We start from the raw sequence: 25,175 nt of genomic DNA on the forward strand, positions 1-25,175 counted from the left end.
CATCGCCGTTGCGTTCCGCCACGCGGTTCGCGCCCAACACGCCTTTGCCTTTAAGCCGCCTCATGCAGCCACAGTTTGCGAGGCCGCGTGCGAGCCGGCATGTCCGCCGACCAGGCAACGCTTGTTGTGCACGTGATATTCGAATTCGTCCCAATAGTGCTTGAGCATGCCGCGCACCGGCATGGCCGCTGCATCGCCGAGTGCGCAGATCGTCCGGCCCATGATGTTGCCCGCCACCGAGTTCAGCAGGTCCAGGTCTTCCTGGCGGCCCTGGCCATGCTCGATGCGATTCACGACGCGATAGAGCCAGCCGGTACCCTCTCGGCACGGCGTGCATTGGCCGCACGACTCTTCATAGTAGAAGTACGACAGACGCAGCAGCGAGCGCACCATGCAGCGCGTTTCGTCCATGACGATGACCGCGCCCGAGCCGAGCATCGAGCCCTGCTTGGCAATGGAGTCATAGTCCAAGTCTGTCTGCATCATCAAATCGCCCGGAATGACCGGCGCCGACGAGCCACCCGGAATCACGGCCTTGAGCTTCTTGCCGCCGCGCACGCCGCCGGCGAGTTCCATGAGCTTCGCGAACGGCGTGCCAAGCGGAACCTCGTAGTTGCCCGGACGCTCCACGTCGCCCGAGATGGAGAAAATCTTGGTGCCGCCGTTGTTCGGCTTGCCAATCTCCATGTACGTCTGCGGACCAACGGTCAGCAGGAACGGCACCGCGGCGAACGTCTCGGTATTGTTGATCGTGGTGGGCTTGCCGTACACGCCGAAGCTCGCCGGGAACGGCGGCTTGAAGCGCGGCTGGCCCTTCTTGCCTTCGAGCGACTCGAGCAGCGCGGTTTCTTCGCCGCAGATGTACGCGCCATAACCGTGGTGCGCGTGCAGCTGGAACGAGAAGTCCGTGCCGAGAATGTTGTCGCCGAGGTAGCCAGCCTGGCGCGCCTCTTCAAGCGCGGCCTCGAAGCGGCGATATACCTCGAAGATTTCGCCGTGGATGTAGTTGTAGCCTACAGTGATACCCATCGCGTACGCGCCGATGGCCATGCCTTCGATCACGGAATGCGGATTCCAGCGCAGGATGTCGCGATCCTTGAACGTGCCCGGCTCGCCTTCGTCCGAATTGCAGACGAGATACTTCTGCCCCGGGAACTGACGCGGCATGAAGCTCCACTTCAGGCCCGTCGGGAAGCCCGCACCACCACGACCGCGCAGGCCGCTGGCCTTGACGTCGGCGATGACCTGCTCGGGCGGAATCTTTTCTTCGAGGATGCGGCGCAACTGCTTGTAGCCGCCACGCGCGACATAGTCTTCGAGATGCCAGTTCTCGCCGTTCAGGCCCGCGAGAATCAGAGGTTGAATGTGACGATCGTGCAACGAAGTCATTTCGAAAGCTCCTCGAGCAGCTGGTCGATCTTCTCGCGGCTCATGAAGCTGCACATGCGGTGGTTGTTCACCAGCAGCACCGGTGCGTCGCCGCACGCGCCCATGCACTCACCTTCCTTCAAGGTGAACTTGCCGTCGGGCGTGGTTTCGCCGAAGTCGATTCCGAGCTTCTGCTTCAGATATTCAGCCGTGCTTTCCGCACCGCCATCCGGGCCGAGCTGGCACGGCAGGTTCGTGCAGAGCGTGATCTTGTGCTTGCCGACAGGCTTCGTCTCGAACATCGTGTAGAAGGTGGCGACTTCCTGGACCGCGACAGGCGGCATGCCAAGATAATCGGCCACGAACTGCATGAGTTCGGGCGACAGCCAGCGATGCTCTTCCTGAGCAACGGCCAACGCCGCCATCACGGCAGACTGTTTCTGATCGGCGGGGTACTTCGTCAACGCGCGATCGATTTCTTTCAGGCCTTCAGCTGAGATCATTTTCAGACACGACTCTTTCATTTCCTACCGTTGCAATTCCCGCCACACAAACTCCCGTCGCGCGTGAAGCGTACCTGCTCGCTGCGACAGACGTGGCGTTCCCGGTATTTCGCCATGCGCCCTCTTGCCAGGACGCACCGGCAGTTTGCTGCTTAGCGGTCAATTTCACCGAACACGATGTCCTGCGTGCCGATGATCGTGACCGCGTCGGCAATCATGTGACCGCGCGCCATCTCATCCAGCGCGGACAGATGGGCATAGCCAGGCGCGCGGATCTTCAGACGATACGGCTTGTTGGCGCCATCCGACACCAGGTAGATGCCGAATTCGCCCTTTGGATGCTCCACGGCTGCGTAGGCCTCGCCTTCGGGCACGTGGAAACCTTCGGTGAAGAGCTTGAAGTGGTGAATCAGCTCTTCCATGTTCGACTTCATGTTGACGCGCGACGGCGGCGCAACCTTGTGATTGTCGACCATCACTGGGCCAGGATTCTTGCGCAGCCACTCAATGCACTGTTTCGCGATGCGAGTCGATTGACGCATTTCCTCGACGCGAACGAGGTAGCGGTCGTAGCAGTCGCCGTTCACACCCACGGGGATGTCGAAGTCGAGCTGGTCATAAACCTCGTAAGGCTGCTTCTTGCGCAGATCCCACTCGATGCCCGAGCCGCGCAGCATCGCGCCGGTCAGGCCCAGTTGCATCGCGCGCTCCGGCGTCACCACGCCGATGCCCACGAGACGCTGCTTCCAGATGCGGTTGTCGGTGAGGAGCGTTTCGTACTCGTCGACGCAAGCGGGGAAGCGCGTGAAGAAGTCGTCGATGAAGTCCAGCACCGAGCCCTGGCGCGCCTCGTTCATGCGCGCGAGCGCCTTCTCGTTGTGGATCTTCGAAGCCTTGTACTGCGGCATCGCGTCGGGCAGATCGCGGTACACACCGCCCGGACGATAGTAAGCCGCGTGCATGCGCGCGCCCGAGACCGCCTCGTAGACGTCCATCAGGTCTTCGCGCTCGCGGAACGCGTAGAGGAACACCGCCATCGCGCCCACGTCGAGCCCGTGCGAGCCGATCCACATCAGGTGGTTGAGCACGCGCGTGATTTCGTCGAACAGCACGCGAATGTACTTCGCGCGAATCGGCACCTCGATGCCGAGCAGTTTCTCGATGGCAAGCACATAGCCGTGCTCGTTGACCATCATCGACACGTAGTCGAGACGGTCCATGTACGGGACCGACTGAATGAAGGTCTTGTTTTCTGCGAGCTTTTCCGTCGCACGGTGCAGCAGGCCGATGTGCGGATCGGCGCGCTGGATCACTTCGCCGTCGAGCTCGAGCACGAGGCGCAGCACGCCGTGCGCTGCCGGGTGCTGCGGGCCGAAGTTGAGCGTGTAGTTCTTGATCTCTGACATGCGACCCTCTTAGTGTTTCCTCAGACCACCGTAGCGATCCTCGCGGATCACGCGCGGCGTGATTTCGCGCGGCTCGATCGTGACCGGCTGGTAAACCACGCGCTTCTGCTCCGGGTCGTAACGCATTTCGACGTAGCCCGAGATCGGGAAGTCCTTACGGAACGGATGGCCGATGAAACCGTAGTCGGTCAGGATGCGGCGCAAGTCGGGGTGACCTTCGAAGACGATGCCGAACAGGTCGAACGCCTCGCGCTCGTACCAGTTGGCCGAACTCCAGATGTCGACAAGCGAGGACACGATGGGCACGTCGTCATCCGGCGCGAACACGCGCAGGCGCAGACGCCAGTTATTCGTGATGGAGAGCAGATGCGACACGGCCGCGAAGCGCTGGCCTTCCCAAGCGCCATCGCCGTATGTCTGATAGTCGACGCCACACAGGTCAATCAACTGCTCGAAGCGAAGCGACGGATTGTCGCGGAGCTCCTTCGCCACGCTGAGGTAATCTGCAGAGCTTATGACCAAGGTCAATTCGCCGAGCGCTTCGGTGAGACTGACGACGCGCGCACCGAGGGCCGCTTCGAGGTTCGCTTTCAGGGTCTCGAGTTTGCTTGCCATATTATGGGGAGGCGCTTGGCCTTTATTGACGGGCGATGGTGCTGGTACGGCGGATCTTCGCCTGCAACTGGATGATCCCGTACACGAGGGCTTCCGCTGTCGGGGGACAACCCGGCACGTAGACGTCGACCGGCACGATGCGATCACACCCGCGCACGACCGAATACGAATAGTGGTAGTAGCCGCCGCCGTTGGCGCACGACCCCATCGAAATCACCCAGCGCGGCTCGGCCATCTGATCGTAGACCTTGCGCAACGCGGGCGCCATTTTGTTGCACAGCGTGCCGGCAACGATCATCACGTCTGACTGACGCGGGCTCGGGCGAAACACCACGCCGAAGCGGTCGAGGTCGTAACGGGCCGCGCCCGCGTGCATCATCTCGACCGCGCAACACGCAAGACCGAACGTCATCGGCCACAGCGAGCCGGTGCGCGTCCAGTTGATCAGCTTGTCAGCCGTCGTGGTGACAAACCCTTCCTTCAAGACCCCTTCGATACTCATGTGCTTTCCACTCCAGACGGACGGCCTGCGGCGTGTCCGCAGCGCCACCCATGCTATCCGGCGATTAACCTCTTATTCCCAGTCGAGACCGCCCTTCTTCCAGATGTAGGCAAAGCCCAGCAGGAATTCGAGCAGGAACAGCATCATCGACAGGAAGCCCGGCCAGCCGATATCGCGCAGGGCAACACCCCACGGAAACAGGAACGCCGTTTCGAGGTCGAAGATGATGAAGAGAATGGCCACGAGGTAATACCGTACATCGAACTTCATGCGCGCGTCTTCGAACGCTTCGAAGCCGCACTCGTACGGTGAAATTTTTTCGCTGTCGGGCCGGTTGGGACCGAGGATCTTGCCGATGCTAACCAACGCCACGCCCAGACCAAGACCTACGAGAAGGAATAACAGGACGGGGTAATAGGTAGCGAGATTCAAGGCTATCCTCTTTCGGTTGGTTCTGAGGTTCCGCAGGAACTTCAAGTCGCGCTGCGGGAATCACTTTACGTACTTCGCGCTACGAACGAAACGAACACGACGTATAAAACAAAAATGCCAGCCGAAGCTCAAGCAAGCGGCTGGCATTTTTTAGATAACATTGGTGCCGACGGCGAGACTCGAACTCGCACAGCTTTCGCCACTACCCCCTCAAGATAGCGTGTCTACCAATTTCACCACGTCGGCACTACATGCAATCCGGGACAACAATTTCATGCAACCCGCGAATCGCTTCAAGACTTAAATTCTAACTTGTTCCCGCTCTTTGTTCAATGCACAAAAACAAGTTTTTCAGAATTATTTCGGTACGTCGTTGCTGGCGGCGGCCGGCGCTGCCGCCGGAGCGCTAGCCGCGGAAGCCGCAGGAACAGATGCAGCAACCGGCGCCGTAGCCACGACGGGAGCCGGCGCCGTAGCACCCAGCAAGCCTGCCGAAGGCTTCGAATGATAAGACCCCAAGTAAGTTAATGCAAGCGTCGAGACAAAAAAGACCGTTGCAAGAATCGCCGTTGTGCGCGACAGAAAGTTCGCGGCGCCGGTCGCGCCAAACAGGCTACCCGAAGCACCGCTGCCGAACGCGGCGCCCATGTCGGCGCCCTTGCCGTGCTGCAGCAGAACGAGGCCGATCACCCCGAGCGCCGACAGAATCTGGACGACGATAATCAACGTTTTCAAATACAGCATCACACTCACCTGAGTCCTTGTTGAGCACAGCCTCCCCGGAGGCATGCGCATGTGCGGCCGGCACGAGCCTCGCGGGAGGCGACGTGCCCAAGCCTTACTCTTATCCCGCGACGCTCGCGCCCGCCCCAGCGGCCGCGCAAATCGCGAGGAAATCCCCAGCTTTCAGCGCAGCGCCGCCGATCAGGCCACCATCGATATCGGGCTGACGAAACAACTCCGCCGCATTCTCCGGCTTCACGCTGCCGCCGTACAGCAGCGGCACATCCGCCACCTGCGCGCCCTTCGCGGCAAGCCGCGCACGCAGGAACGCATGTACCTGCTGCGCCTGCTCCGCAGTCGCGCTCTTGCCTGTGCCAATGGCCCAGACCGGCTCATAGGCTACGACGATGCGCGCCGATTCTTCGACCGACAGCACCGCCAGCACTGCGCCCAGCTGCGCGCCGACCACTTGCTCGGTCGTACCGCCTTCACGCTGCTCCAGCGTCTCGCCCACGCAGACGATCGGCGTGAGCCCGGCCGCAAGCGCGCGCTGCGTCTTCTGCGCGACAAGTTCGGAGCTTTCGCCGTGATACGCACGACGCTCCGAGTGACCGACGATCGCGAACCCTGCCTCGAATTCGGCAACCATACCCGCTGCGACTTCGCCCGTCCAGGCGCCCTGCTCGTGCGCGGACACGTCCTGCGCGCCCCAGACTACGCGGCTGCCGCCGAGCAAAGCCTGAGCCTGCGCAAGATAGGGAAACGGCACGCACACCCCGACGCGCACCCCGGCGTGCAGCGACTGCACGCCCTGCACGACGCCTTCGAGCAATGCCGCATTGGCCGCGAGGCGACCATGCATCTTCCAGTTACCGACTACGAGCTTCGATCGTTGATTCGTCATTGTTCCGGTTGCTGTTAAAAGCGGACGCAAAACGCAGAATTTTACTGCTTGCAATCGAGGCGGGTCAAACCGGCCTGCTCCAGACCCGCGAAAAAAGCATCAAAAAAATGCCGAAAAATCAAAGCATGAACCCGCCGTTGCCTCATACAGCGGGCCCGCGCGGGTTCATAGCCGCGCCTTCAGGTCGACTGTCCCCAATCGAGCATGATCTTGCCGATGTGTTCGCCGCTCTCCATCAGCGCGTGGGCCTCGGCCGCCCGCGCAGCCGGGAAGACGCGGAACACGACCGGCTTGATCCGCCCCTCTTCAAGCAGCGGCCACACATTCGCCTTCAATTCCTGGGCGATCTGCGCCTTGAATTCAACCGAACGGGCGCGCAGTGTCGAGCCCGTAATCGTCAGGCGGCGGCGCAAGATTTCGCCCATGTTGACCTCGGCCTTCGAGCCGCCGAGCGTCGCAATCAGTACGATGCGGCCCCCATTGGCCAGTGCCGAAAGCTCGCGCGACACATAACCGCCCGCAACCATGTCGAGAATCACGTCGACGCCACGGTCGTTCGTGAGCGCCTTAACGACCTCCACGAAATCTTCGTTGCGATAGTTGATGGCGCGGTCGGCGCCCAACTGCTCGCAGGCCCGGCACTTGTCGTCCGACCCCGCGGTCGCGAAGACGCGAAAGCCGAGTGCATGCGCAATCTGGATAGCCGTAACGCCGATCCCGCTCGAACCGCCCTGCACGAGCAGCGTCTCGTTCTCGCCGCCCTCGCCCTTGCCAAGCAAGGCGCGCTGGAACACGTTGCTCCACACCGTGAAATAGGTCTCGGGCAACGAAGCCGCTTCAATATCCGTGAGTCCCTTCGGCACCGGCAGGCACTGACCGAGCGGCGCGACCGCGTACTCGGCGTAGCCGCCGCCCGCGATCAGCGCGCACACACGATCGCCGAACTTCAGGCCGAACGGATTGCTCTTTTCGTCGATCGTCCCGCCGACGATCTCGCCCGCCACTTCGAGCCCCGGCAGATCGGAAATCCCCGGCGGCGGCGCATACGAACCCTTGCGCTGAAACACGTCGGGGCGATTCACGCCCGACGCACCCACCTTGATCAGCACCTCGCCGGCCTTCGGCTCGGGCATCGGGCGCTCGGTCAACTTGAGCACGTCCGGCGCACCGAATTCAGTAATTTCCACTGCCTTCATCTCGCGTCTCCGTAGGGCGTAAACCTCAATCTCACATTCTCATAAAAAAACGGCCGGCGCGCTCATCGCGTGCCGGCCGTTTCAGCAATCCGCCTTACTGCTGCGGCTCGCCCTGCGGTGCGCCGTTAGCGGCTGCTTCGTTGAGCAGCGCCTTGGCGGACAGGCGCACGCGGCCCTTCTCGTCCGTCTGGATGACCTTGACCTTCACGATCTGGCCTTCCTTCAGGTAGTCGTTGATGTCCTTGATGCGCTCGTTGGCGATTTCGGAAATATGCAGCAGGCCATCCTTGCCCGGCAGCAGGTTCACGATCGCGCCGAAGTCGAGCAGCTTGAGGACCGCGCCTTCGTACACCTGGCCCACTTCCACTTCAGCCGTGATGTTCTCGATGCGCTTCTTCGCTTCGGCCATACCTTCGCTCGAGGTCGAAGCGATGGTCACGACGCCGTCGTCCGAAATGTCGATGGTCGTGCCGGTTTCTTCGGTCAGCGCGCGGATCACCGAACCGCCCTTGCCGATCACGTCGCGGATCTTCTCCGGGTTGATCTTGATGGTGATCATGCGCGGAGCGTAGGCCGACAGTTCCGTGTTCACGCCCGACACCGCCGAGGTCATCTTGCCGAGGATGTGCATACGGCCTTCCTTCGCTTGCGCGAGGGCGACCTGCATGATTTCCTTGGTGATGCCCTGGATCTTGATGTCCATCTGCAGCGCGGTCACGCCAGCTTCCGTGCCCGCAACCTTGAAGTCCATGTCGCCGAGGTGATCTTCGTCACCGAGGATGTCGGTCAGCACAGCGAATTTGTTGCCTTCGAGGATCAGGCCCATCGCGATACCCGCGACGTGCGCCTTCATCGGCACGCCGGCGTCCATCAGCGCGAGGCAGCCGCCGCACACCGAAGCCATCGACGACGAACCGTTCGACTCGGTGATTTCCGAGACCACGCGGATCGAGTAGCCGAACTCTTCGGCGCTCGGCAGGCACGCGACGAGCGCGCGCTTGGCCAGACGCCCGTGGCCGATTTCACGGCGCTTGGGCGAACCCACGCGGCCCGTTTCGCCGGTCGCGAACGGGGGCATGTTGTAGTGGAGCATGAAGCGGTCGCGGTACTCGCCTTCGAGCGCGTCGATGATCTGCTCGTCGCCCTTGGTGCCGAGCGTCGCGACGACCAGCGCCTGCGTTTCGCCGCGCGTGAAGAGCGCCGAACCGTGGGTACGCGGCAGCACGCCGGTGCGGATCTCGATCGGGCGCACGGTGCGCGTGTCACGGCCGTCGATGCGCGGCTCGCCGTTAAGGATCTGCGAGCGGACGATCTTCGCTTCGAGGTCGAAAATGATGTTGCCGACCGTCGCCTTGTCGGCCGCCGTCGTGCCGGCCGCAGCCGCTTCTTCTTCGAGCTTCGCCGACGTTGCTGCGTAGACTTCCTTCAGCTTGGTCGAGCGTTGCTGCTTGTCGCGCAGTTGATATGCGGCGAGCAGATTGTCGTTGGCGATGGCCGTGACGCGCGCGATGAGCGCTTCGTCCTTCGGCGCCGGCTGCCAGTCCCACTCGGGCTTGCCGCCGTCACGCACCAGTTCGTGGATTGCGTCGATGGCCGTTTGCATCTGCTCGTGGCCGAACACCACGGCGCCGAGCATCACGTCTTCCGGCAGTTGGTCGGCTTCCGACTCCACCATCAGCACGGCGCGCTCGGTACCGGCCACGACGAGGTCGAGACGCGAGTCCTTGATCTGCGCGCGCGTCGGGTTCAGCACGTATTCGTTGTTGATGTAAGCAACGCGTGCGGCGCCAACCGGACCGTTGAACGGCAGACCCGAGATCGCCAGTGCAGCCGACGCGCCGATCAGCGCAGGGATGTCAGCCGGGATTTCCGGGTTGATCGACAGGACGTGGATCACGACCTGGACTTCGTTGTAGAAGCCTTCCGGGAAAAGCGGGCGCAGCGGGCGGTCGATCAGGCGCGAGATCAGTGTCTCGCCTTCCGACGGACGGCCTTCGCGGCGGAAGAAGCCGCCCGGAATCTTGCCGGCCGAATAGGTCTTCTCGATGTAGTCGACGGTGAGCGGGAAGAAGTCCTGACCCGGCTTCGCGGTCTTGGCGCCAACGACGGTCGCGAGCACCACGGTGTCTTCGACGTCGACGATGACGGCGCCGCTCGCCTGACGGGCGATTTCACCGGTTTCGAGGCGCACATTGTGCTGGCCCCATTTGAATTCCTTCACGACTTTATTGAACATGGTCATGGTCACTCACTCCTTACTCATTTGTTATGCATCGCCCGCACACGCGGGCGACACGGCAAGACAGAATCCGGCACCGCGCAGGTAGAGGAGTGTTATGCCATTCCAGCGGACCGCGCGGATGCGACGATGACGCGGCGCGTCTACGACGTGTTGTCGCACGATTCGATGGAATGACACAAAGCTCTGCCCCGAGGCCCGGCCCTGCTGCTCTTACTGCTGCTTTTACCGCTATGGTTGCTGCTTCGTACTGCTATCCGGCGCGCATCGCATGAAGCGGACCGTTCAAAAACAAAATGCCTGCATCAGTGGAACTGACACAGGCATCTTTCGGCAAGACCTTGCGATTACTTGCGCAGACCCAGCTTCTCGATCAGTGCGCGGTAACGATCTGCGTCCTTGCCCTTCAGGTAGTCGAGCAGCTTGCGGCGGCGGCTCACCATGCGCAGCAGACCGCGGCGGCTGTGGTGATCCTTCGCGTGCGACTTGAAGTGGCCGGTCAGTTCGTTGATACGCGACGTCAGGAGGGCAACCTGGACTTCAGGCGAACCCGTGTCACCGGTGCCACGCGCGAATTGCGCGACGATGTCGGACTTCTTGATATCTGCTACGGACATTTTGCTTTTCCTTTAAAACAAACAAGCGGTCACGGAAGAATGGCCGTGCCGTGGTTGTGACTATTGCTGTCTTGCCGTAAATCACGACAAGACGCGCATTGTAGCACAGGCCCGATTCGCCGCGAGCACGGCCTGCGCGGGCCCGGTTCAGGGACGCTTCATCTTGCAGACCGTCGCCGGCACCGTGCGTTCCGCCGACAGCGTCAGCACCGTGCGAAAGCCGTATCCCGACCCCTCGTTGTCGTAGCGCACACCCGGCGCGCCCTGCTTGTCCATCTGCATCACGTAAAGGGGCTGGATCATCTGATGATCCTCGGCGCGCATCCACATCGGATGGAAGCTGCTTTCGTCTCCCGCGTAGCGCATGCCCTCGAGCGCCCTCGCGACCGCTTCCGGCTGCGCCGAGCCGGCCTTCGTCATGGCCTGGGCGAGCATCTCCACGAGCATGCTCATGCGCAGCACCGGATAGTCGTCCTGCGGTGCCTGATAGCGGGCCCGGAACGCCGCATACCACCCGTCGGAGCCCGCGCCGCCCGCGTTCGGATGCCAGTCGGCCACGGCGATCACGCGCTTGACGCCGGCCTCGCCGAGCGCCGCCGGCGCGCCGAGACTGTTGCCGTAGAACGTGTAGAACCGGGTGTCGAGCCTCTGTTCGCGCGCGGCCTTCACGAGCAGCGTGAGATCGCTGCCCCAATTTCCGGTGATGACCGCATCCGCACCCGCCGCGCGAATCTTCGCGACATAAGGCGCGAAATCCTTCACCCGGCCGATCGGATGAAACTCGTCGCCCACCACGGCGATGTCCGGGCGCTGCTTTGCCAGCGCCGCGCGCGCGAGCGTGCTCACATCGTGGCCGAAGCTGTAGTCCTGATTCAGCAGGTAGACCTTCCTCACCGATTTGTCGGCGGCGATCACGTCCGCGAGCGCCTCCATGCGCATGCCCGCGTGCGCGTCGAAGCGAAAGTGCCAGAAGCTGCAATTCGCGTTGGTGAGTGCGGGATCGTCGGCCGAATAGTTGAGGAAGAGTTCGCGATTATCGGGCGCGCGCGCGTTCTGGCGATCGATCGCCGCGACGAGCGCCGCCGCCACCGCCGAGCTGTTGCCCTGCAGGATGAAGCCGATATGGCGATCCGCCGCCGCACGCAGCTGCATCAACGCTGCCTCGGTGCTGCCCTTGCTGTCGAGGACCACCAGTTCGAGCGGATGACGCCCATCGGCCAGCGTGACGCCGCCGCGCGCATTCACGCGCTCGAAGCCGAAACGCAGATTGCGCTCGACGGCCGCACCCGCGTCCGCGAACGGTCCGGACATGCCTTCGATCAGCGCGAGCTGGATCGGCTGCCCAGCAGGCGCTGGTGCGCTCGCCGCATGCGCGCCAGCCGCCGCCAGCGCCACGCCCAACCCTGTCGCCGCCAGCGCCGCCTTCGCGCGCGTCCATCGTGTCTTGATGCATGACTTCATGCGCCCGCCCTCTTCGTCCATGACCCTGTTCATGTGAAGCGCGGATCATAGGACGCCCATGCGCACCCCGGCAAGCCATCGCGATCCCAACGTGTCAAAATAACGGTTCCAGACAATTCGAACCCAGCTTCGAATCCGCACGGCGTCCATCGCGCACGTGTCCATGAGGGACTTCATGCTCAAGCGCTTTTCATCCGCCATCGCCGCGCGGCTGCCGCGCGCCACGTTCCGCGCGCTCGCCGCCAGCATGGGCGCGCTCGCACTCGCCGCCTGCGTGCAGCCGTGGCAGCAATTTCACGCGGGCGACGACGCACAGGCCGTGGTTGCCCGCTTCGGCCCGCCGCGCGAAGTCTACGATCTCCCCAACGGCGGCAAGCGCCTGATGTGGCCCACCCAGCCGATGGGCGAAACCACCGTCGCCGCCGACATCGACGCCAGCGGCAAGGTGCAGAGCGTGCGCCAGGTGCTGCAACCCAACGAGTTCTACAAAGCCGAGATCGGCAAATGGACGCGCACCGATGTGCTCGTGAACTTCGGCCGTCCGGTAGAAACCGCCTACTTCCCGCTGATGAAGCGCGATGCCTGGACCTACCGCTACCTCGAAGACGGCGTCTGGTACATGCTCTACAGCTTCTATTTCGACGACCAGGGCATTCTGCGGCTCACACAAAAGACCCCCGATCCGCTTCACGATCCCGACCGGCGCAGCGTGTTCTAAGTCCGCAAGCGGTCGCCGCGCATCGCCAGCAACCCTGCAAGACAAAGCCCCCGCGCTCACACGAGCACGGGGGCTTGTCATTTGGGCGGCGCGGCGCAGGCAGGGCAAATCGCCCCCGCCGCGCTGGCACCGCCTATGAACGCTGCGGATTGAGCTTGTCGCCCGAATAAAGCTTGTTCAGCGCCGAAATATAAGCCTTCGCCGAGGCGGCAACGATATCCGGATCGGTTCCCACGCCGTTGACGATGCGGCCTGCCTTCGAGAGGCGCACGGTCACTTCGCCCTGCGCCTGGGTGCCCGTCGTGATTGCGTTGACCGAGTACAGCAGCAGTTCCGAGCCGCTGCCCACTTCGGTTTCGATGGCGTTGAGCGTGGCGTCCACCGGGCCATTGCCCGCGGCTTCGCCGGTCACTTCCTTGCCGTCCGCCGAGAACACCACACGAGCGTGCGGGCGCTCGCCCGTCTCCGAGTGCTGCGCGAGGGAAATGAACTTGAAGTGCTCCTTCTCCTGCGCTTCCGCCGACTCCTCGGTCACGATCGCGATGATGTCTTCGTCGAAGATTTCGGCCTTGCGGTCGGCCAGTTCCTTGAAGCGCGCGAACGCGCTGTTGAGCTCAGCTTCGCTCTCGAGCGCAATGCCGAGTTCCTGCAGGCGCTGCTTGAACGCGTTGCGGCCCGACAGCTTGCCGAGCACGATCTTGTTCGCGGTCCAGCCCACATCTTCCGCGCGCATGATTTCGTACGTGTCGCGCGCCTTGAGCACGCCGTCCTGATGGATGCCCGACGCATGCGCGAACGCGTTCGCGCCCACCACGGCCTTGTTCGGCTGCACCACGAAGCCGGTGATCTGCGAAACGAGCTTCGAGGCCGGCACGATCTGCGTGGTGTCGAGGCCGAGCTCCAGGCCGAAGTAGTCCTTGCGGGTCTTTACCGCCATGACGATTTCTTCGAGCGAGGTGTTGCCCGCGCGCTCGCCCAGACCGTTGATGGTGCACTCCACCTGACGCGCGCCGCCAATCTGCACGCCGGCGAGCGAGTTGGCGACGGCCATGCCGAGATCGTTGTGGCAATGCACCGAGAACACCGCCTTGTCCGAATTCGGAATGCGCTCGCGCAGCTTCTTGACGAGGTTGCCGTAAAGCTCCGGAATGCCGTAGCCCACTGTATCGGCGATATTGATCGTGGTCGCGCCTTCGGCGATCACCGATTCGATCACGCGGCACAGGAAGTCCATGTCCGAGCGGCTGCCATCTTCGGGCGAGAATTCCACGTCGTTCGTGAACTTTCGCGCGAAGCGCACGGCCAGCTTCGCCTGTTCGAGCACCTGCTCGGGAGACATGCGCAGCTTCTTCTCCATGTGCAGCGCGGAGGTGGCGATGAACGTGTGGATCCGGAAGTGATCGGCGGGCTTGAGCGCGTCGGCGGCGCGCTGGATATCCTTGTCGTTCGCACGGGCGAGCGAGCAGATGGTGCTGTCCTTGATCATGCCGGCGATCGTGTGGATCGCGTCGAAGTCGCCGTTCGAGCTGGCCGCAAAGCCCGCTTCGATGACGTCGACCTTCATGCGCTCGAGTTGCTTCGCGATGCGGATCTTCTCTTCTTTCGTCATCGACGCACCGGGCGATTGCTCGCCATCACGCAACGTCGTATCGAAAATGATGAGCTTGTCTGCTGCCATTTCGGGTCTCCAGGGGGACTTGTTCAGTGTCTAAAAACGGATTTTGGGTGTTCGCGCCACCGTGGGCGACGCTGACAATGAACGAGGCTTACGGAGGGCGAGCGAGATCAGCGCGGCAGGCGCGCTAGCGCTAGCGTGCTTAGTCGCGCGCCGGCTTGAAGGGAGAAGAAGGGGAACAGGATGGTGTCCATGTCGGCGACTATAGCCGGATTCCACCGATAGCGCAATTGGCAAGGGCCCACGGCTCCGGGAAGCGAATTAAAAGGGCCGCGCTCGTGCGCGGCCCTTCATACGTTTGCCCAAGGCTTGCCTGGAGTCAGGCGCCCTACCGCTCGCGCGGCAAAGAACGCGCCGGGTTCGTGCGCCCGCGCACGCCCTGCCAGGCCCAGAACACATAGCCCGAAAGTCCGTAGAGCACGAAGAGGCCGAACAGCATCAATGGCGGATCGGACGACACGAGCACGAACGCCACTACCACGAGCAGCGTGGCCGCGAATGGGACGCGATGCCTTACATCGAGCGCTTTGCCGCTATAGAACGGCGCGTTCGAAACCATCGTCACGCCCGCATAGATCGTCAGCGCGAAGGCGGTCCAGGGCAGCCACGAAAGCTTCACCGGTACGCGGTTGTCGGTGGCGAGCCAGACGAAGCCCGCGATCAGGGCCGCCGCAGCCGGGCTCGGCATGCCTTGGAAGAAGCGCTTGTCCACCACGGCGATATTGGTGTTGAAGCGCGCAAGACGCAGTGCGGCGCCCGAGCAGTAGACAAATGCCGCGAGCCAGCCCCAGCGCCCGAGATCCTTGAGCACCCACTCGTACATCACGAGCGCGGGCGCGACGCCGAACGAAACCATGTCCGAAAGGCTGTCGAACTGCTCGCCGAACGCGCTCTGCGAGTGCGTCATGCGCGCGACACGCCCATCCATGCCGTCGAGCACCATCGCCACGAAAATGGCGATGGCCGCCACCTCGAAGCGCACGTTCATGGCCTGCACGACCGCGAAGAAGCCGCAAAACAGCGCCGCGGTGGTGAACGCATTGGGCAGCAAGTAGATGCCGCGCTTTTTCAGGAAGTCCTGGCGCGCGGCACGACGGCTCGCGGCAAGGCCCACGGGATCCTGAACCACCGCCTTGTTGCGGCGAAACGGGCGCGGCAGCGGCGCGCCAGCGGGATTGCGGGGTCGACGCGGTTTAAATCCGGCCATCGCTGCCCTCCTTATGCCGATTGCGTCGGCAGTTCGGCGAGGATCGTCGACGAAGCGGACACCTTTTCGCCGATCGACACGCGCGGACGGCTGCCAACCGGCAAATACACGTCCACGCGCGAGCCGAAGCGGATGAAGCCGTAGCGCTGGCCGCGCGAGAGCGGTTCGCCGGCGCGCACGTAGCAGAGAATGCGGCGCGCGATGAGGCCGGCGATCTGCACCGAGGTGACGGTCGTGCCGTCGGCCATCGTCAGGACGACTGCGTTGCGCTCATTTTCGGTCGAGGCCTTGTCGATGGCGGCGTTCAGGTACGCACCCGGGAAGTACTCGACCTTCGCGACGGCGCCGTCCACGGGCGAGCGCTGCGAGTGCACGTTGAACACATTCATGAACACGCTGATCTTGAGCGCTTCACGGTTGGCGTACGGGTCGTGTGCGGTTTCGACCGCAACGATGCGGCCGTCGGCCGGGCACAGCACGGCATTGGCCTGGGTGGGAATCGGGCGCGGCGGATCGCGGAAGAACTGGACGACGAAGATCAGGATCAGCCAGAACGGCCATGCGAGACCGAAGCCTGCGACCGCATGGATCAGGAGCGCAACGACGGCCGCAATGGCGATGAACGGCCAGCCTTCGCGCGCGATGATCGGATGAGGGTAATTCATGGTGGCTTCGCTGTTATTTTAAAAACCGTAGCATAACAAAAGCCGCCCAGGGTTCATCCCACCTGGGCGGCTTTCTTTGATACCGGGCGTCGTGCAATGCGGCAATCCGCACGCACGACCAGAACGGCTCCGTCAGATCAGTTCTTCGACTGGTCGACGAGCTTGTTCGCGGCGATCCACGGCATCATCGCGCGCAGCTTGGCACCGACCACTTCGATCTGGTGCTCGGCGCCGAGGCGGCGGCGCGACTGCAGTGTCGGCGCGCCGGCCTTGTTCTCGAGAATGAAGCTCTTCGCGTACTCGCCGGTCTGGATGTCCTTGAGGACGTCCTTCATGACCTTCTTCGTCTCTTCCGTGACGACGCGCGGGCCCGTCACGTACTCGCCGTACTCGGCGTTGTTCGAGATCGAGTAGTTCATGTTCGCGATGCCGCCTTCGTAGATCAGGTCGACGATCAGCTTCAGTTCGTGCAGGCACTCGAAGTACGCCATTTCCGGCGCGTAGCCCGCTTCCACCAGCGTTTCGAAGCCAGCCTTGATCAGCTCGACCGTACCGCCGCACAGCACGGCTTGCTCGCCGAACAGGTCGGTTTCGGTTTCTTCGCGGAAGTTCGTTTCGATGATGCCGGCACGGCCGCCGCCGTTCGCTGCCGCGTACGACAGAGCGATGTCACGCGCCGCGCCCGACTTGTCCTGGTGGACAGCGATCAGGTGGGGCACGCCGCCGCCTTGCGAGTAGGTGCCGCGAACCGTGTGGCCCGGCGCCTTCGGCGCGATCATGATGACGTCCAGATCCGCGCGCGGGATCACCTGGCCGTAGTGCACGTTGAAGCCGTGAGCGAACGCGAGCGCTGCGCCGTTCTTGATGTTCGCGTGAACTTCCTTCGCGTAGACGTCGGCGATCTGCTCGTCGGGCAGCAGCATCATGACGACGTCGGCGTTCTTCACCGCTTCGGCCACTTCCTTGACCTGCAGGCCGGCGTTCTCAGCCTTGCTCCACGATGCGCCGTTCTTGCGCAGACCGACCGTGACGTTCACGCCGCTTTCCTTCAGGTTCAGCGCGTGGGCGTGGCCTTGCGAGCCGTAACCGATGATCGTGACCTGCTTGCCCTTGATGAGGGAGAGATCGGCGTCCTTGTCGTAGAAAACTTTCATGTTGGTTCCTTGGCGAGATACTTGATGAATTTCGGTATTGCTATCAGCTTGCGCTGCACCGGATGCGTCGCTCTTGCGCTCGGCACCCGGTCGAGTTGCGGTGCATGATCCGACAAACCCGCAAAAAAAGATCGGGGGTCACACCTTCAGAATGCGCTCTCCGCGCCCGATGCCCGAGCCGCCCGTACGAACGGTTTCGAGAATCGCAGCGGCGTCGATCGCTTCGATGAACGCGTCGAGCTTGTCGCTCGCACCCGTCAGTTCGATCGTATAAGTCTTTTCGGTGACGTCGATGATACGGCCGCGGAAAATGTCCGCCATCCGCTTCATCTCCTCGCGTTCCTTGCCGACCGCCCTGACCTTGATCAGCATCAGCTCGCGCTCGATGTGGGCGCCCTCGGTCAGGTCGACCACTTTCACCACCTCGATCAGGCGGTTCAGATGCTTCGTGATCTGTTCGATCACGTCGTCCGAGCCAATGGAAACGATGGTCATGCGCGACAGCGAACGGTCTTCGGTCGGCGCCACCGTCAAGGTTTCAATGTTGTAGCCGCGTGCGGAGAAGAGGCCGACCACGCGCGAGAGCGCGCCCGGCTCGTTTTCCAGCAAAACGGAAATGATGTGTCTCATGATGTGATCCGCGAATTATCCAGTTTGACGAGGCTGCCGCCCTTCCCCGCGAACCCGCACGCCCGTTGTGTGGACGCGCGCCGCGCGAGGTTGGTGCGGCGCCGTGCAAATACCGTTAGAGGTCTTCCGAGCCGAGCAGCATCTCGGTGATGCCCTTGCCGGCCTGTACCATCGGCCAGACGTTTTCGGAAGGGTCGGTCTGGAAATCGAGGAACACCGTGCGGTCCTTCAGGCGCAGCGCTTCCTTGAGCGCCGGCTCCACATCAGCCGTCTTTTCGATCCGCATGCCGACGTGGCCATACGCTTCGGCGAGCTTCACGAAGTCAGGCAGCGCATCCATGTATGAATGCGAATAGCGCTTGCTGTATTCGATCTGCTGCCACTGGCGAACCATGCCGAGGTAGCGGTTGTTCAGCGAAATGATCTTCACGGGCGTGTCGTACTGCTTGCAGGTCGACAACTCCTGAATGCACATCTGGATCGAGCCTTCGCCCGTGATGCACAGCACGTCGGAGTCGGGATGCGCCATCTTCACGCCCATCGCCGCCGGCAGGCCGAAGCCCATGGTGCCGAGGCCACCCGAGTTGATCCAGCGGCGCGGCTCGTTGAAGCGATAGAACTGCGCGGCCCACATCTGGTGCTGGCCCACGTCCGAACACACGAACGCGTTGCCGCCCGTGAGCTCCCACGCCTTTTCCACCACGTACTGCGGCTTGATGATGTCGCTCGAGCGGTCGAATTTCAGGCAGTTCTTCTCGCGCCAGCCTTCGATGTCCTTCCACCAATCGGCGAGGGCCGCCGTATCGGGGCCGTGCTCGGCGTGCTGAAGCTGCTCGATGAGCTCCTTGAGCACTTCCTTCACGTCGCCGACGATAGGGATATCGACCTTCACGCGCTTCGAGATCGACGACGGGTCGATGTCGATATGAATGATCTTGCGCGGACGCGAAGCAAAGTGGTGCGGGTCGCCGATCACGCGGTCGTCGAAGCGAGCGCCGATCGCGATCAGCACGTCGCAGTGCTGCATCGCCATATTGGCTTCGTAGGTGCCGTGCATGCCGAGCATGCCGAGGAACTTGCGGTCGCTCGCGCGGTAGCCGCCCAGACCCATCAGCGTGTTCGTGACCGGGTAGCCGAGCAGGTCGGCGAACTGGTTCAGTTCGCGCGACGCATCAGCGAGGATGATGCCGCCGCCGGTGTAGATATACGGACGCTTGGCCGAGAGGAGCAGCGAAACCGCCTTACGGATCTGCCCCGAATGGCCCTTGGTGACCGGGTTGTACGAGCGCAGCGCGACGTTTTTGATCGGTTCATACGCGCACGGCGTCTTCGACACGTCCTTCGGAATGTCGATCAGCACGGGGCCGGGACGGCCGGTGCGCGCAATGTAGAAAGCTTTTTTGACGGTGGCGGCAAGGTCGCGCACGTCCTTCACGAGGAAGTTGTGCTTCACGCAGGGACGCGTGATGCCGACCGTGTCGCACTCCTGGAAGGCGTCCTGACCAATCGCGGCGGTAGGCACCTGGCCGCTGATGATCACCATCGGGATCGAGTCCATGTAGGCCGTCGCGATGCCCGTCACCGCATTGGTGACGCCAGGTCCCGAGGTCACGAGGCACACGCCGACCTTGCCGGTCGAACGCGCGTAGGCGTCGGCCGCATGCACGGCTGCCTGTTCGTGGCGCACGAGAACGTGCTGGATCTTGTCCTGCTTGTACAGCTCGTCGTAAATGTAAAGTACCGAGCCGCCGGGGTAGCCCCAAATGAATTCGACCTGCTCGTCGGCGAGCGCCTTCATCAGCACGGTTCCGCCGATGGACGTATGAGCTTGGGAGTCAGATTCTTGCGAGGGGGGGACCGACGTGGAGAATTCCGCGCTGGGCATATTCATCATTCACCTTTCGAAATTTCGGCAAAAATTTGATCGGGTGCTCTCTGCCGGGCTTGTGGCTCGGGTTCAAGCGGCGCGTCCAGTTGACAGATGAGCCTCATGGGCCACACCTGAATTGAGACAAGTCACTTATGTTGCGAACCATCGACGATATCGTTTAGTCATTGTTTGGTCAAGCAATTCCTGGAACTTTCGCGCGTATCGGGCATAAATGTTGCGCGCAGGCCCAACCCGCTCGCGGGCCGATGCACAGCGGGCCCCGCCGGGCCGTGTGCGAGTAGTGCCCGCACGGCATCCGCCACGGTGACTTGACGCAGCGGACCGGCCATGGGCTACCCGAACGGCCTGAAAATTTGCTAGCATCCGCGAGTTTTACGACATTTTTCGAACGATTACGCGTACGCTGGTGGCGGCGCCCTGCAACGGATGGCATCAGACAAGGAACTCGCCGACTTCCTGGCGGGCGTCGAAAGACGCGCGTTCAAGCAGACGGTCTACGCCGTGCGCGACGACGACGCCTCGCTCGATATCGTGCAGGACGCGATGATCAAGCTCGCGGAAAAGTACGGAGACCGGCCCGCCGCCGAACTGCCCCTGCTGTTCCAGCGCATCCTGCAGAACACCATGCACGACTATTTCCGTCGGCAGAAGGTGCGCAATACCTGGGTAAGTCTCTTCTCCTCGCTCGGCAATGCCGAGGATGAGGAATTCGACATCCTCGAAACCTTCGAGGCCGAGTCGGGTTCGGCAGGCGCGGAAAGCAGCGAGCAGCAGATCGAGCGCGCGCAGGTGCTCAACCTGATCGACGAAGAGGTCCAGAAATTACCGGCACGTCAACGAGAAGCGTTTCTGATGCGTTACTGGGAAGATATGGATGTCGCCGAAACCGCCGCCGCCATGGGCTGTTCCGAAGGGAGCGTGAAAACGCACTGTTCGCGGGCCACCCACACGCTGGCTCAAGCGCTCAAGGCCAAAGGAATCACGCTATGAGCTCCGCCCTTGACAATAAAGAAACAGAATTCGTGCAGGCAATGCGCCGCGCGCTCGACGAAAGCGCCGCAGGCCTGCCCGCTGCCACTACCGCCCGTCTCGCTGCTGCCCGCAAGGTCGCGCTGAGCCGCAAGAAAGCCGAGCAACCGGTGTTCGTGCGCGTGCCGTCGTTGGCGGCCGCGGGCGCCGGCACGCTTCCCGGCGCCGCGCAAGGCGGCCTCAATCCGCCCCGCCGGCGTTCCGCGCTCGCGCGCTTCGCACTCGCCTGGCCGCTCGCGGCACTGGTGGCGGGGCTGTTCGCCATTGCGTACTTCGAAGACCAACAACGTACCGCGGAACTCGCCGATATCGACGCGGCCATGCTGAGCGACGATCTACCGCTCACGGCCTACCTCGACCACGGGTTCAACGCGTACCTGTCGCGCGCGCACTGAAGCGGGGGATTCACGGGGTGAGTTACAAGCGCGGCTTGGCCGTTGTCATTGGAACCGTAGTCGCGGCGCTCGTATCGTATGTGGCGACGTATCCGCGCTTTCATCCCGCGCCGGCCGCCGGGCCCGTTGCCGCGGCGCCGGTGCAATCCCAGGCTTCCAGCGTCGGGGCCCCGGCTGCCGCGCCTGTGCTGCCCGAAAACGCCGGCCCGCTGTCCTGGGCGCGCCTCACGGACGCCCAGCGCGCGGCGCTCGCGCCCTTTGCCGGCGAATGGGACACGTTCAGCGACGCGCGCAAGCGCAAGTGGCTGAGAATCGCCGCACGTTACCCGAAGATGTCGCCAGAAGCGCAAAAGCGCCTCCAGGAACGCATGACCGAATGGGTGCGCATGACGCCTGAGCAGCGCCGCGTGGCGCGCGAGAACTATCAGGTGTCCAAGGAACTGACCGCACAGGCGCGCCAGCGTGCGTGGAAGGCCTATCAGCAGCTTCCCGAAGAGCAGAAAGAGCACCTCGCCGCCAGCGAGCGCAAGCGCCGCACCGTGGTCAGCGCGCCGCCGAGCGGCAACAAGAGCGAGATTCGCGACATCGGACGGCTCGTGAACGAGCGCGAGCACGGCGTGCGGGCGCGCACGGCGTCCGGCGCCTCTGGGGCGCGAGGCGCGTCCTCGCCGGCGCAGCCTGGTCAGCCGGGTACCTCCGGGCAACTCCCGACGCCGCCCGCTGCCGCGCTCGCAGCCAGCATCCCCGCAGCGGGCAGTTTCGTGCCGGCCATTCCCATACCGGTATCGCCCGCCGAGGCGCCTGCGGCATTCAAGGGATCCTGAGCGCGCGCTTGTACGCTCTGTGCGTCGCCCTTCGCGGGCGCCAGCGCGTTTTCCCGCGTTACTCACCGCAGCGCTTAGCGTTTATCCTCACGGTGTCCCGTCCCTTATCTGCATCGCGACGCCGCCGTGACCGAACCCGTCTCCGCCACCGTGCCCGCCGCAAGCGTTGCGCAACGCTCGCCATCCGCATACGCAGCAACGCCTGACGCACAGCCGCCCTCACCCTTGCCACCCGTTACCGTGCGGCGAAGGCTCGCCGCGCTCGTCTACGAAGCTGTGCTGCTATTTGGCGTGATCTTCGCCGCCGGACTCGCGTTCAGCCTCGTTTTGCAACAGCGCAACGGCTACACCCATCATCGGCTGATGGCCGCGTGGATCGCCTTCGTGGCGGCGGTCTATTTCGTCGGCTTGTGGCATCGCGGCGGGCAAACGCTGCCGATGAAGACCTGGCGCCTGCGCGTAGTCGGCCCCGACGGCGCACCACCCTCGCTCGCCCGCGCCACCCTTCGCTACTTCGCTGCGTGGCTGTGGTTTTTGCCACCGCTCGCGCTACATCCGCTCCTGAACCTTTCGGTACCGCATACGCTCGTGCTCGAAGCCGTCTGGTTCGCGTTGTGGGCCGCGAGCGCGCGCTTCGCGCCCGGACGCCAGTTCCTGCACGACAGGATCGCCGGGACACGCATCCTCGCCCTGCCGAGGTAAGCCCAGACGCCAGCGCCGCCGCGCCGCCCCGTCATCGAACCGTCACGGCACGTCACGGCACGTCGCGCCTGCGCTGCCGTTCGCGCAGGCCACCATGCCGCCGCCAGCCTCCGCGCGGCTTCGCGCGCGCCTCCGGATTCTCACAAGGACTGCGTAACAAGACCTTCTTGTGACTGTCACGTCGACGTCACGGCTTCATGGCGCAATGCGCGTATTGCAACCTGCCGCGTGTGCCATGGCCCAGAAGACGTCCGCGACCTCATTATTCCGGCAGACCACCGGGCCGGGCGCCGACCCCGCCGCCTTCCACCCCGGTCCCGGCGCAACAGCGCCCGCACTGTCCCTGCCTTTGCCCCTGAACGGCGCGCCGTCTCCCGCCGCCCACGACGACGATCACCCCGCCCCGCACCGCTATCGCACGATCTGGCTCTCCGACATTCATCTGGGCACCAACGGCTGCCAGGCGAACTATCTGCTCGACTTCCTGCGCCACAACGAGTCCGAGTATCTGTATCTGGTGGGCGATATCATCGACGGCTGGCAACTGCGCAAGGGCTGGTACTGGCCGCAGGCGCACAACGATGTCGTGCAGAAAATCCTGCGCAAGGCGCGCAAGGGCACCCAGGTGGTCTACATCCCCGGCAATCACGACGAAGGCGCGCGCCAGTTCTGCAACCTCGCGTTCGGCGACATCCACGTGCGCGAGGAGGCGTTCCACACGACGCTCTCCGGCAAGCGCCTGTGGGTCGTGCACGGCGATCTCTTCGATGGGGTGATCCAGCACGCCAAATGGCTCGCCTATCTCGGCGACTCGGCCTACACGATGATTCTGGTGCTGAACCGCTGGTTCAACCGCATCCGCGCGCGCATGGGCTTCCAGTACTGGTCGCTCTCGCAGTACCTCAAGCACCAGGTCAAGAACGCGGTGAACTTCATCTCGTCGTTCGAGAGCGTGATGACCGACGAAGCGCGTCGTCGCGGCTGCGACGGCGTGGTCTGCGGCCACATCCACAAAGCCGAGATCCGCGAGATCGACGACGTGCTCTATTGCAACGACGGCGACTGGGTGGAAAGCCTTTCGGCGCTCGTCGAGACCTTCGAGGGCGAGCTGCGCATCGTCTACTGGACCGTAATGCAGTCGCCCGAAGCCCAGCGCGCGGCGCGCAAGCAGCGCGTGAGCGCGGCCTGAACCACGCTAGAACACGCTTAAGCCTCACCCGCCACAACCCGCCATTCCAACCGACGTAACCCGAGAGCCGACGACCAATGAAAGTGATGATCGTGACCGATGCATGGGAGCCGCAAGTCAACGGCGTGGTACGGACGCTGAAGAACACCACGCGCGAACTCATCGCGCTCGGGCATCAGGTCGAATTGCTCACGCCGCTCGAGTTCCGCACAGTGCCGTGCCCGACGTACCCGGAAATCCGGCTCTCGCTGATGCCGGGACGCCATCTGCGCAAGCGCATCGACGCGTTCGGCCCTGACGCCATCCACGTCGCCACCGAAGGCCCGCTCGGGCTGGCCGCGCGCCGCTACGCCATCGACCACGACCTGCCGTTCACGACCGCCTATCACACGCGCTTTCCCGAGTACGTGCAGGCGCGCTTCGGCATTCCGCTCGAAGCGACCTACCGCTTCCTGCGCTGGTTCCACAAGCCCTCGCTCGCGGTGATGGCGCCCACGCCCGTCGTCAAGACCAACCTCGAGAAGTTCGGCTTCACGAACGTCGTGCTGTGGACGCGCGGCGTCGATCTCGACATCTTCCGGCCAATGGAGTCGAAGGTGCTCAACACGGCGCGCCCGATCTTCCTCTACGTGGGGCGCGTGGCCGTGGAAAAGAATGTCGAAGCCTTCCTCAAGCTCGATCTGCCGGGCTCGAAGTGGGTCTGCGGCGAAGGCCCGGCGCTCGCCGAGCTCAAGTCGCGCTATCCCCTGGCCAACTACCTGGGCGTGCTGAGCCAGCCCGAGCTCGCAAAGGTCTATGCCGCCGCCGACGTGTTCGTATTCCCGAGCCGCACCGATACCTTCGGCCTCGTGCTGCTCGAAGCGCTCGCCTGCGGCACGCCGGTGGCCGCCTACCCGGTCACGGGTCCGATCGACGTGCTGGGCACGGGCGGCGCAGGTGCCATGAACGCGGATCTGCGCGACGCCTGCCTCGAAGCCCTCAAGATCGATCGCACCGCGGCGCGCGCGTGGGCCGAGCGCTTTTCGTGGACGGCCGCATCGGAGCAGTTCGCCTCGCACCTGAAGCCGCGCTCGAGCGCCCGCATGCAGGAATCGGGCGCGGCGGCCTGAGCGCCTCGAATACCGCCTGCA

25 protein-coding genes and 1 tRNA gene are annotated in these 25,175 nt (G+C 63.4%); 7 read left to right on the forward strand and 19 right to left on the reverse strand.

Annotated elements, in window-relative coordinates; translation table 11 throughout:
* Positions 1-60: 60 nt before the first annotated feature.
* From nuoF to PWP93_RS08210, 13 genes are all read right to left on the reverse strand, one after another.
* Positions 61-1,389 (reverse strand): NADH-quinone oxidoreductase subunit NuoF, encoded by a 1,329-nt coding sequence (gene nuoF / locus PWP93_RS08150; protein ID WP_421023559.1) that lies wholly within the window; start codon positions 1,387-1,389, stop codon positions 61-63.
* Entirely contained in the window at positions 1,386-1,871 is a 486-nt protein-coding gene (gene nuoE, locus PWP93_RS08155; protein WP_213296627.1) for an NADH-quinone oxidoreductase subunit NuoE, read from the reverse strand. Before nuoE ends, nuoF begins: the two co-directional genes overlap by 4 nt.
* Before the next feature lie 152 nt (positions 1,872-2,023).
* Complete coding sequence (locus tag PWP93_RS08160; protein WP_421023557.1) at positions 2,024-3,277, reverse strand: NADH-quinone oxidoreductase subunit D; 1,254 nt, start codon at positions 3,275-3,277, stop codon at positions 2,024-2,026.
* Between the two features lie 9 nt (positions 3,278-3,286).
* Entirely contained in the window at positions 3,287-3,892 is a 606-nt protein-coding gene (locus PWP93_RS08165; RefSeq protein WP_421023556.1) for an NADH-quinone oxidoreductase subunit C, read from the reverse strand.
* A 22-nt stretch (positions 3,893-3,914) separates the two neighbouring features.
* Positions 3,915-4,394, reverse strand: coding sequence for a NuoB/complex I 20 kDa subunit family protein (locus PWP93_RS08170; RefSeq protein WP_035534401.1), 480 nt, complete (start codon positions 4,392-4,394; stop codon positions 3,915-3,917).
* Positions 4,395-4,466: 72 nt separating this feature from the next.
* The gene (ndhC, locus tag PWP93_RS08175; RefSeq protein ID WP_421044087.1) at positions 4,467-4,826 is read right to left on the reverse strand and encodes an NADH-quinone oxidoreductase subunit A; all 360 of its coding nucleotides are present in this window, start codon (positions 4,824-4,826) and stop codon (positions 4,467-4,469) included.
* A gap of 161 nt (positions 4,827-4,987) precedes the next feature.
* Positions 4,988-5,072: transfer RNA gene (locus tag PWP93_RS08180), tRNA-Leu, on the reverse strand.
* A 111-nt stretch (positions 5,073-5,183) separates the two neighbouring features.
* Positions 5,184-5,570, reverse strand: coding sequence for a preprotein translocase subunit SecG (secG, locus tag PWP93_RS08185; RefSeq protein ID WP_421045035.1), 387 nt, complete (start codon positions 5,568-5,570; stop codon positions 5,184-5,186).
* Between the two features lie 100 nt (positions 5,571-5,670).
* Positions 5,671-6,453, reverse strand: coding sequence for a triose-phosphate isomerase (gene tpiA / locus PWP93_RS08190; RefSeq protein ID WP_421044088.1), 783 nt, complete (start codon positions 6,451-6,453; stop codon positions 5,671-5,673).
* 179 nt (positions 6,454-6,632) lie between these two features.
* Entirely contained in the window at positions 6,633-7,649 is a 1,017-nt protein-coding gene (locus PWP93_RS08195; RefSeq protein ID WP_421044089.1) for an NAD(P)H-quinone oxidoreductase, read from the reverse strand.
* 94 nt (positions 7,650-7,743) lie between these two features.
* Positions 7,744-9,891, reverse strand: a complete 2,148-nt coding sequence (pnp, locus tag PWP93_RS08200; protein ID WP_421044090.1) for a polyribonucleotide nucleotidyltransferase — start codon at positions 9,889-9,891, stop codon at positions 7,744-7,746.
* A 344-nt stretch (positions 9,892-10,235) separates the two neighbouring features.
* Complete coding sequence (gene rpsO / locus PWP93_RS08205; RefSeq protein ID WP_027795476.1) at positions 10,236-10,505, reverse strand: 30S ribosomal protein S15; 270 nt, start codon at positions 10,503-10,505, stop codon at positions 10,236-10,238.
* 147 nt (positions 10,506-10,652) lie between these two features.
* On the reverse strand, positions 10,653-11,966 hold the full coding sequence (locus tag PWP93_RS08210) for a branched-chain amino acid ABC transporter substrate-binding protein (protein WP_421045036.1): 1,314 nt from the start codon (positions 11,964-11,966) through the stop codon (positions 10,653-10,655).
* Positions 11,967-12,213: 247 nt separating this feature from the next.
* Here PWP93_RS08210 and PWP93_RS08215 point away from each other — a divergent pair, with 247 nt between their 5' ends.
* On the forward strand, positions 12,214-12,684 hold the full coding sequence (locus PWP93_RS08215; protein ID WP_421045037.1) for a hypothetical protein: 471 nt from the start codon (positions 12,214-12,216) through the stop codon (positions 12,682-12,684).
* A 133-nt stretch (positions 12,685-12,817) separates the two neighbouring features.
* Here PWP93_RS08215 and PWP93_RS08220 read toward each other — a convergent pair whose 3' ends face one another.
* From PWP93_RS08220 to PWP93_RS08245, 6 genes are all read right to left on the reverse strand, one after another.
* Complete coding sequence (locus PWP93_RS08220; protein ID WP_421044091.1) at positions 12,818-14,362, reverse strand: 2-isopropylmalate synthase; 1,545 nt, start codon at positions 14,360-14,362, stop codon at positions 12,818-12,820.
* A gap of 325 nt (positions 14,363-14,687) precedes the next feature.
* Entirely contained in the window at positions 14,688-15,566 is an 879-nt protein-coding gene (gene pssA / locus PWP93_RS08225; protein WP_421023549.1) for a CDP-diacylglycerol--serine O-phosphatidyltransferase, read from the reverse strand.
* 11 nt (positions 15,567-15,577) lie between these two features.
* The gene (locus PWP93_RS08230) at positions 15,578-16,231 is read right to left on the reverse strand and encodes a phosphatidylserine decarboxylase (RefSeq protein WP_035534386.1); all 654 of its coding nucleotides are present in this window, start codon (positions 16,229-16,231) and stop codon (positions 15,578-15,580) included.
* Between the two features lie 137 nt (positions 16,232-16,368).
* Positions 16,369-17,415, reverse strand: coding sequence for a ketol-acid reductoisomerase (gene ilvC / locus PWP93_RS08235; RefSeq protein WP_421045038.1), 1,047 nt, complete (start codon positions 17,413-17,415; stop codon positions 16,369-16,371).
* Between the two features lie 108 nt (positions 17,416-17,523).
* Positions 17,524-18,015, reverse strand: coding sequence for an acetolactate synthase small subunit (gene ilvN, locus PWP93_RS08240; protein WP_028226244.1), 492 nt, complete (start codon positions 18,013-18,015; stop codon positions 17,524-17,526).
* A gap of 115 nt (positions 18,016-18,130) precedes the next feature.
* Positions 18,131-19,906, reverse strand: coding sequence for an acetolactate synthase 3 catalytic subunit (locus PWP93_RS08245; RefSeq protein WP_421045039.1), 1,776 nt, complete (start codon positions 19,904-19,906; stop codon positions 18,131-18,133).
* Between the two features lie 426 nt (positions 19,907-20,332).
* On the opposite strand from PWP93_RS08245, the gene PWP93_RS08250 reads away from it, so the two are divergent.
* The 6 genes from PWP93_RS08250 (at position 20,333) to PWP93_RS08275 (ending at position 25,154) form a co-directional block, all read left to right on the forward strand.
* Positions 20,333-20,896: an RNA polymerase sigma factor gene (locus PWP93_RS08250; RefSeq protein ID WP_213300244.1), complete on the forward strand. Its 564-nt coding sequence runs from the start codon at positions 20,333-20,335 to the stop codon at positions 20,894-20,896.
* Positions 20,893-21,330 (forward strand): DUF3619 family protein, encoded by a 438-nt coding sequence (locus PWP93_RS08255; protein WP_421044092.1) that lies wholly within the window; start codon positions 20,893-20,895, stop codon positions 21,328-21,330. Before PWP93_RS08250 ends, PWP93_RS08255 begins: the two co-directional genes overlap by 4 nt.
* Before the next feature lie 17 nt (positions 21,331-21,347).
* A complete protein-coding gene (locus PWP93_RS08260; RefSeq protein WP_421044093.1) occupies positions 21,348-22,154 on the forward strand; it encodes a DUF3106 domain-containing protein in 807 nt (268 codons plus the stop codon).
* Between the two features lie 126 nt (positions 22,155-22,280).
* Positions 22,281-22,856: an RDD family protein gene (locus PWP93_RS08265; protein ID WP_421044094.1), complete on the forward strand. Its 576-nt coding sequence runs from the start codon at positions 22,281-22,283 to the stop codon at positions 22,854-22,856.
* Between the two features lie 235 nt (positions 22,857-23,091).
* Complete coding sequence (locus PWP93_RS08270) at positions 23,092-24,045, forward strand: UDP-2,3-diacylglucosamine diphosphatase (protein WP_421044095.1); 954 nt, start codon at positions 23,092-23,094, stop codon at positions 24,043-24,045.
* A 77-nt stretch (positions 24,046-24,122) separates the two neighbouring features.
* A complete protein-coding gene (locus tag PWP93_RS08275; protein ID WP_421044096.1) occupies positions 24,123-25,154 on the forward strand; it encodes a glycosyltransferase family 4 protein in 1,032 nt (343 codons plus the stop codon).
* Positions 25,155-25,175: the final 21 nt, after the last annotated feature.

The organism is Paraburkholderia sp. A1RI-2L (assembly GCF_048957375.1).
Lineage (GTDB): Bacteria > Pseudomonadota > Gammaproteobacteria > Burkholderiales > Burkholderiaceae > Paraburkholderia.

What these genes read in the sequence shown, in the direction of transcription:
- PWP93_RS08250 (WP_213300244.1), top strand. Translation starts at nt 20,333, where the DNA reads ATGGCATCAGACAAGGAACTCGCCGACTTCCTGGCGGGCGTCGAAAGA.
- PWP93_RS08165 (WP_421023556.1), bottom strand. Translation starts at nt 3,892, where the DNA reads ATGGCAAGCAAACTCGAGACCCTGAAAGCGAACCTCGAAGCGGCCCTC.
- PWP93_RS08255 (WP_421044092.1), top strand. Translation starts at nt 20,893, where the DNA reads ATGAGCTCCGCCCTTGACAATAAAGAAACAGAATTCGTGCAGGCAATG.
- tpiA (WP_421044088.1), bottom strand. Translation starts at nt 6,453, where the DNA reads ATGACGAATCAACGATCGAAGCTCGTAGTCGGTAACTGGAAGATGCAT.
- PWP93_RS08210 (WP_421045036.1), bottom strand. Translation starts at nt 11,966, where the DNA reads ATGAAGTCATGCATCAAGACACGATGGACGCGCGCGAAGGCGGCGCTG.
- PWP93_RS08215 (WP_421045037.1), top strand. Translation starts at nt 12,214, where the DNA reads ATGGGCGCGCTCGCACTCGCCGCCTGCGTGCAGCCGTGGCAGCAATTT.
- rpsO (WP_027795476.1), bottom strand. Translation starts at nt 10,505, where the DNA reads ATGTCCGTAGCAGATATCAAGAAGTCCGACATCGTCGCGCAATTCGCG.
- PWP93_RS08195 (WP_421044089.1), bottom strand. Translation starts at nt 7,649, where the DNA reads ATGAAGGCAGTGGAAATTACTGAATTCGGTGCGCCGGACGTGCTCAAG.
- nuoE (WP_213296627.1), bottom strand. Translation starts at nt 1,871, where the DNA reads ATGATCTCAGCTGAAGGCCTGAAAGAAATCGATCGCGCGTTGACGAAG.
- ilvN (WP_028226244.1), bottom strand. Translation starts at nt 18,015, where the DNA reads ATGAGACACATCATTTCCGTTTTGCTGGAAAACGAGCCGGGCGCGCTC.
- PWP93_RS08170 (WP_035534401.1), bottom strand. Translation starts at nt 4,394, where the DNA reads ATGAGTATCGAAGGGGTCTTGAAGGAAGGGTTTGTCACCACGACGGCT.
- PWP93_RS08275 (WP_421044096.1), top strand. Translation starts at nt 24,123, where the DNA reads ATGAAAGTGATGATCGTGACCGATGCATGGGAGCCGCAAGTCAACGGC.
- PWP93_RS08230 (WP_035534386.1), bottom strand. Translation starts at nt 16,231, where the DNA reads ATGAATTACCCTCATCCGATCATCGCGCGCGAAGGCTGGCCGTTCATC.
- PWP93_RS08245 (WP_421045039.1), bottom strand. Translation starts at nt 19,906, where the DNA reads ATGAATATGCCCAGCGCGGAATTCTCCACGTCGGTCCCCCCCTCGCAA.
- PWP93_RS08160 (WP_421023557.1), bottom strand. Translation starts at nt 3,277, where the DNA reads ATGTCAGAGATCAAGAACTACACGCTCAACTTCGGCCCGCAGCACCCG.
- pnp (WP_421044090.1), bottom strand. Translation starts at nt 9,891, where the DNA reads ATGACCATGTTCAATAAAGTCGTGAAGGAATTCAAATGGGGCCAGCAC.
- pssA (WP_421023549.1), bottom strand. Translation starts at nt 15,566, where the DNA reads ATGGCCGGATTTAAACCGCGTCGACCCCGCAATCCCGCTGGCGCGCCG.
- secG (WP_421045035.1), bottom strand. Translation starts at nt 5,570, where the DNA reads ATGCTGTATTTGAAAACGTTGATTATCGTCGTCCAGATTCTGTCGGCG.
- nuoF (WP_421023559.1), bottom strand. Translation starts at nt 1,389, where the DNA reads ATGACTTCGTTGCACGATCGTCACATTCAACCTCTGATTCTCGCGGGC.
- PWP93_RS08270 (WP_421044095.1), top strand. Translation starts at nt 23,092, where the DNA reads ATGGCCCAGAAGACGTCCGCGACCTCATTATTCCGGCAGACCACCGGG.
- PWP93_RS08220 (WP_421044091.1), bottom strand. Translation starts at nt 14,362, where the DNA reads ATGGCAGCAGACAAGCTCATCATTTTCGATACGACGTTGCGTGATGGC.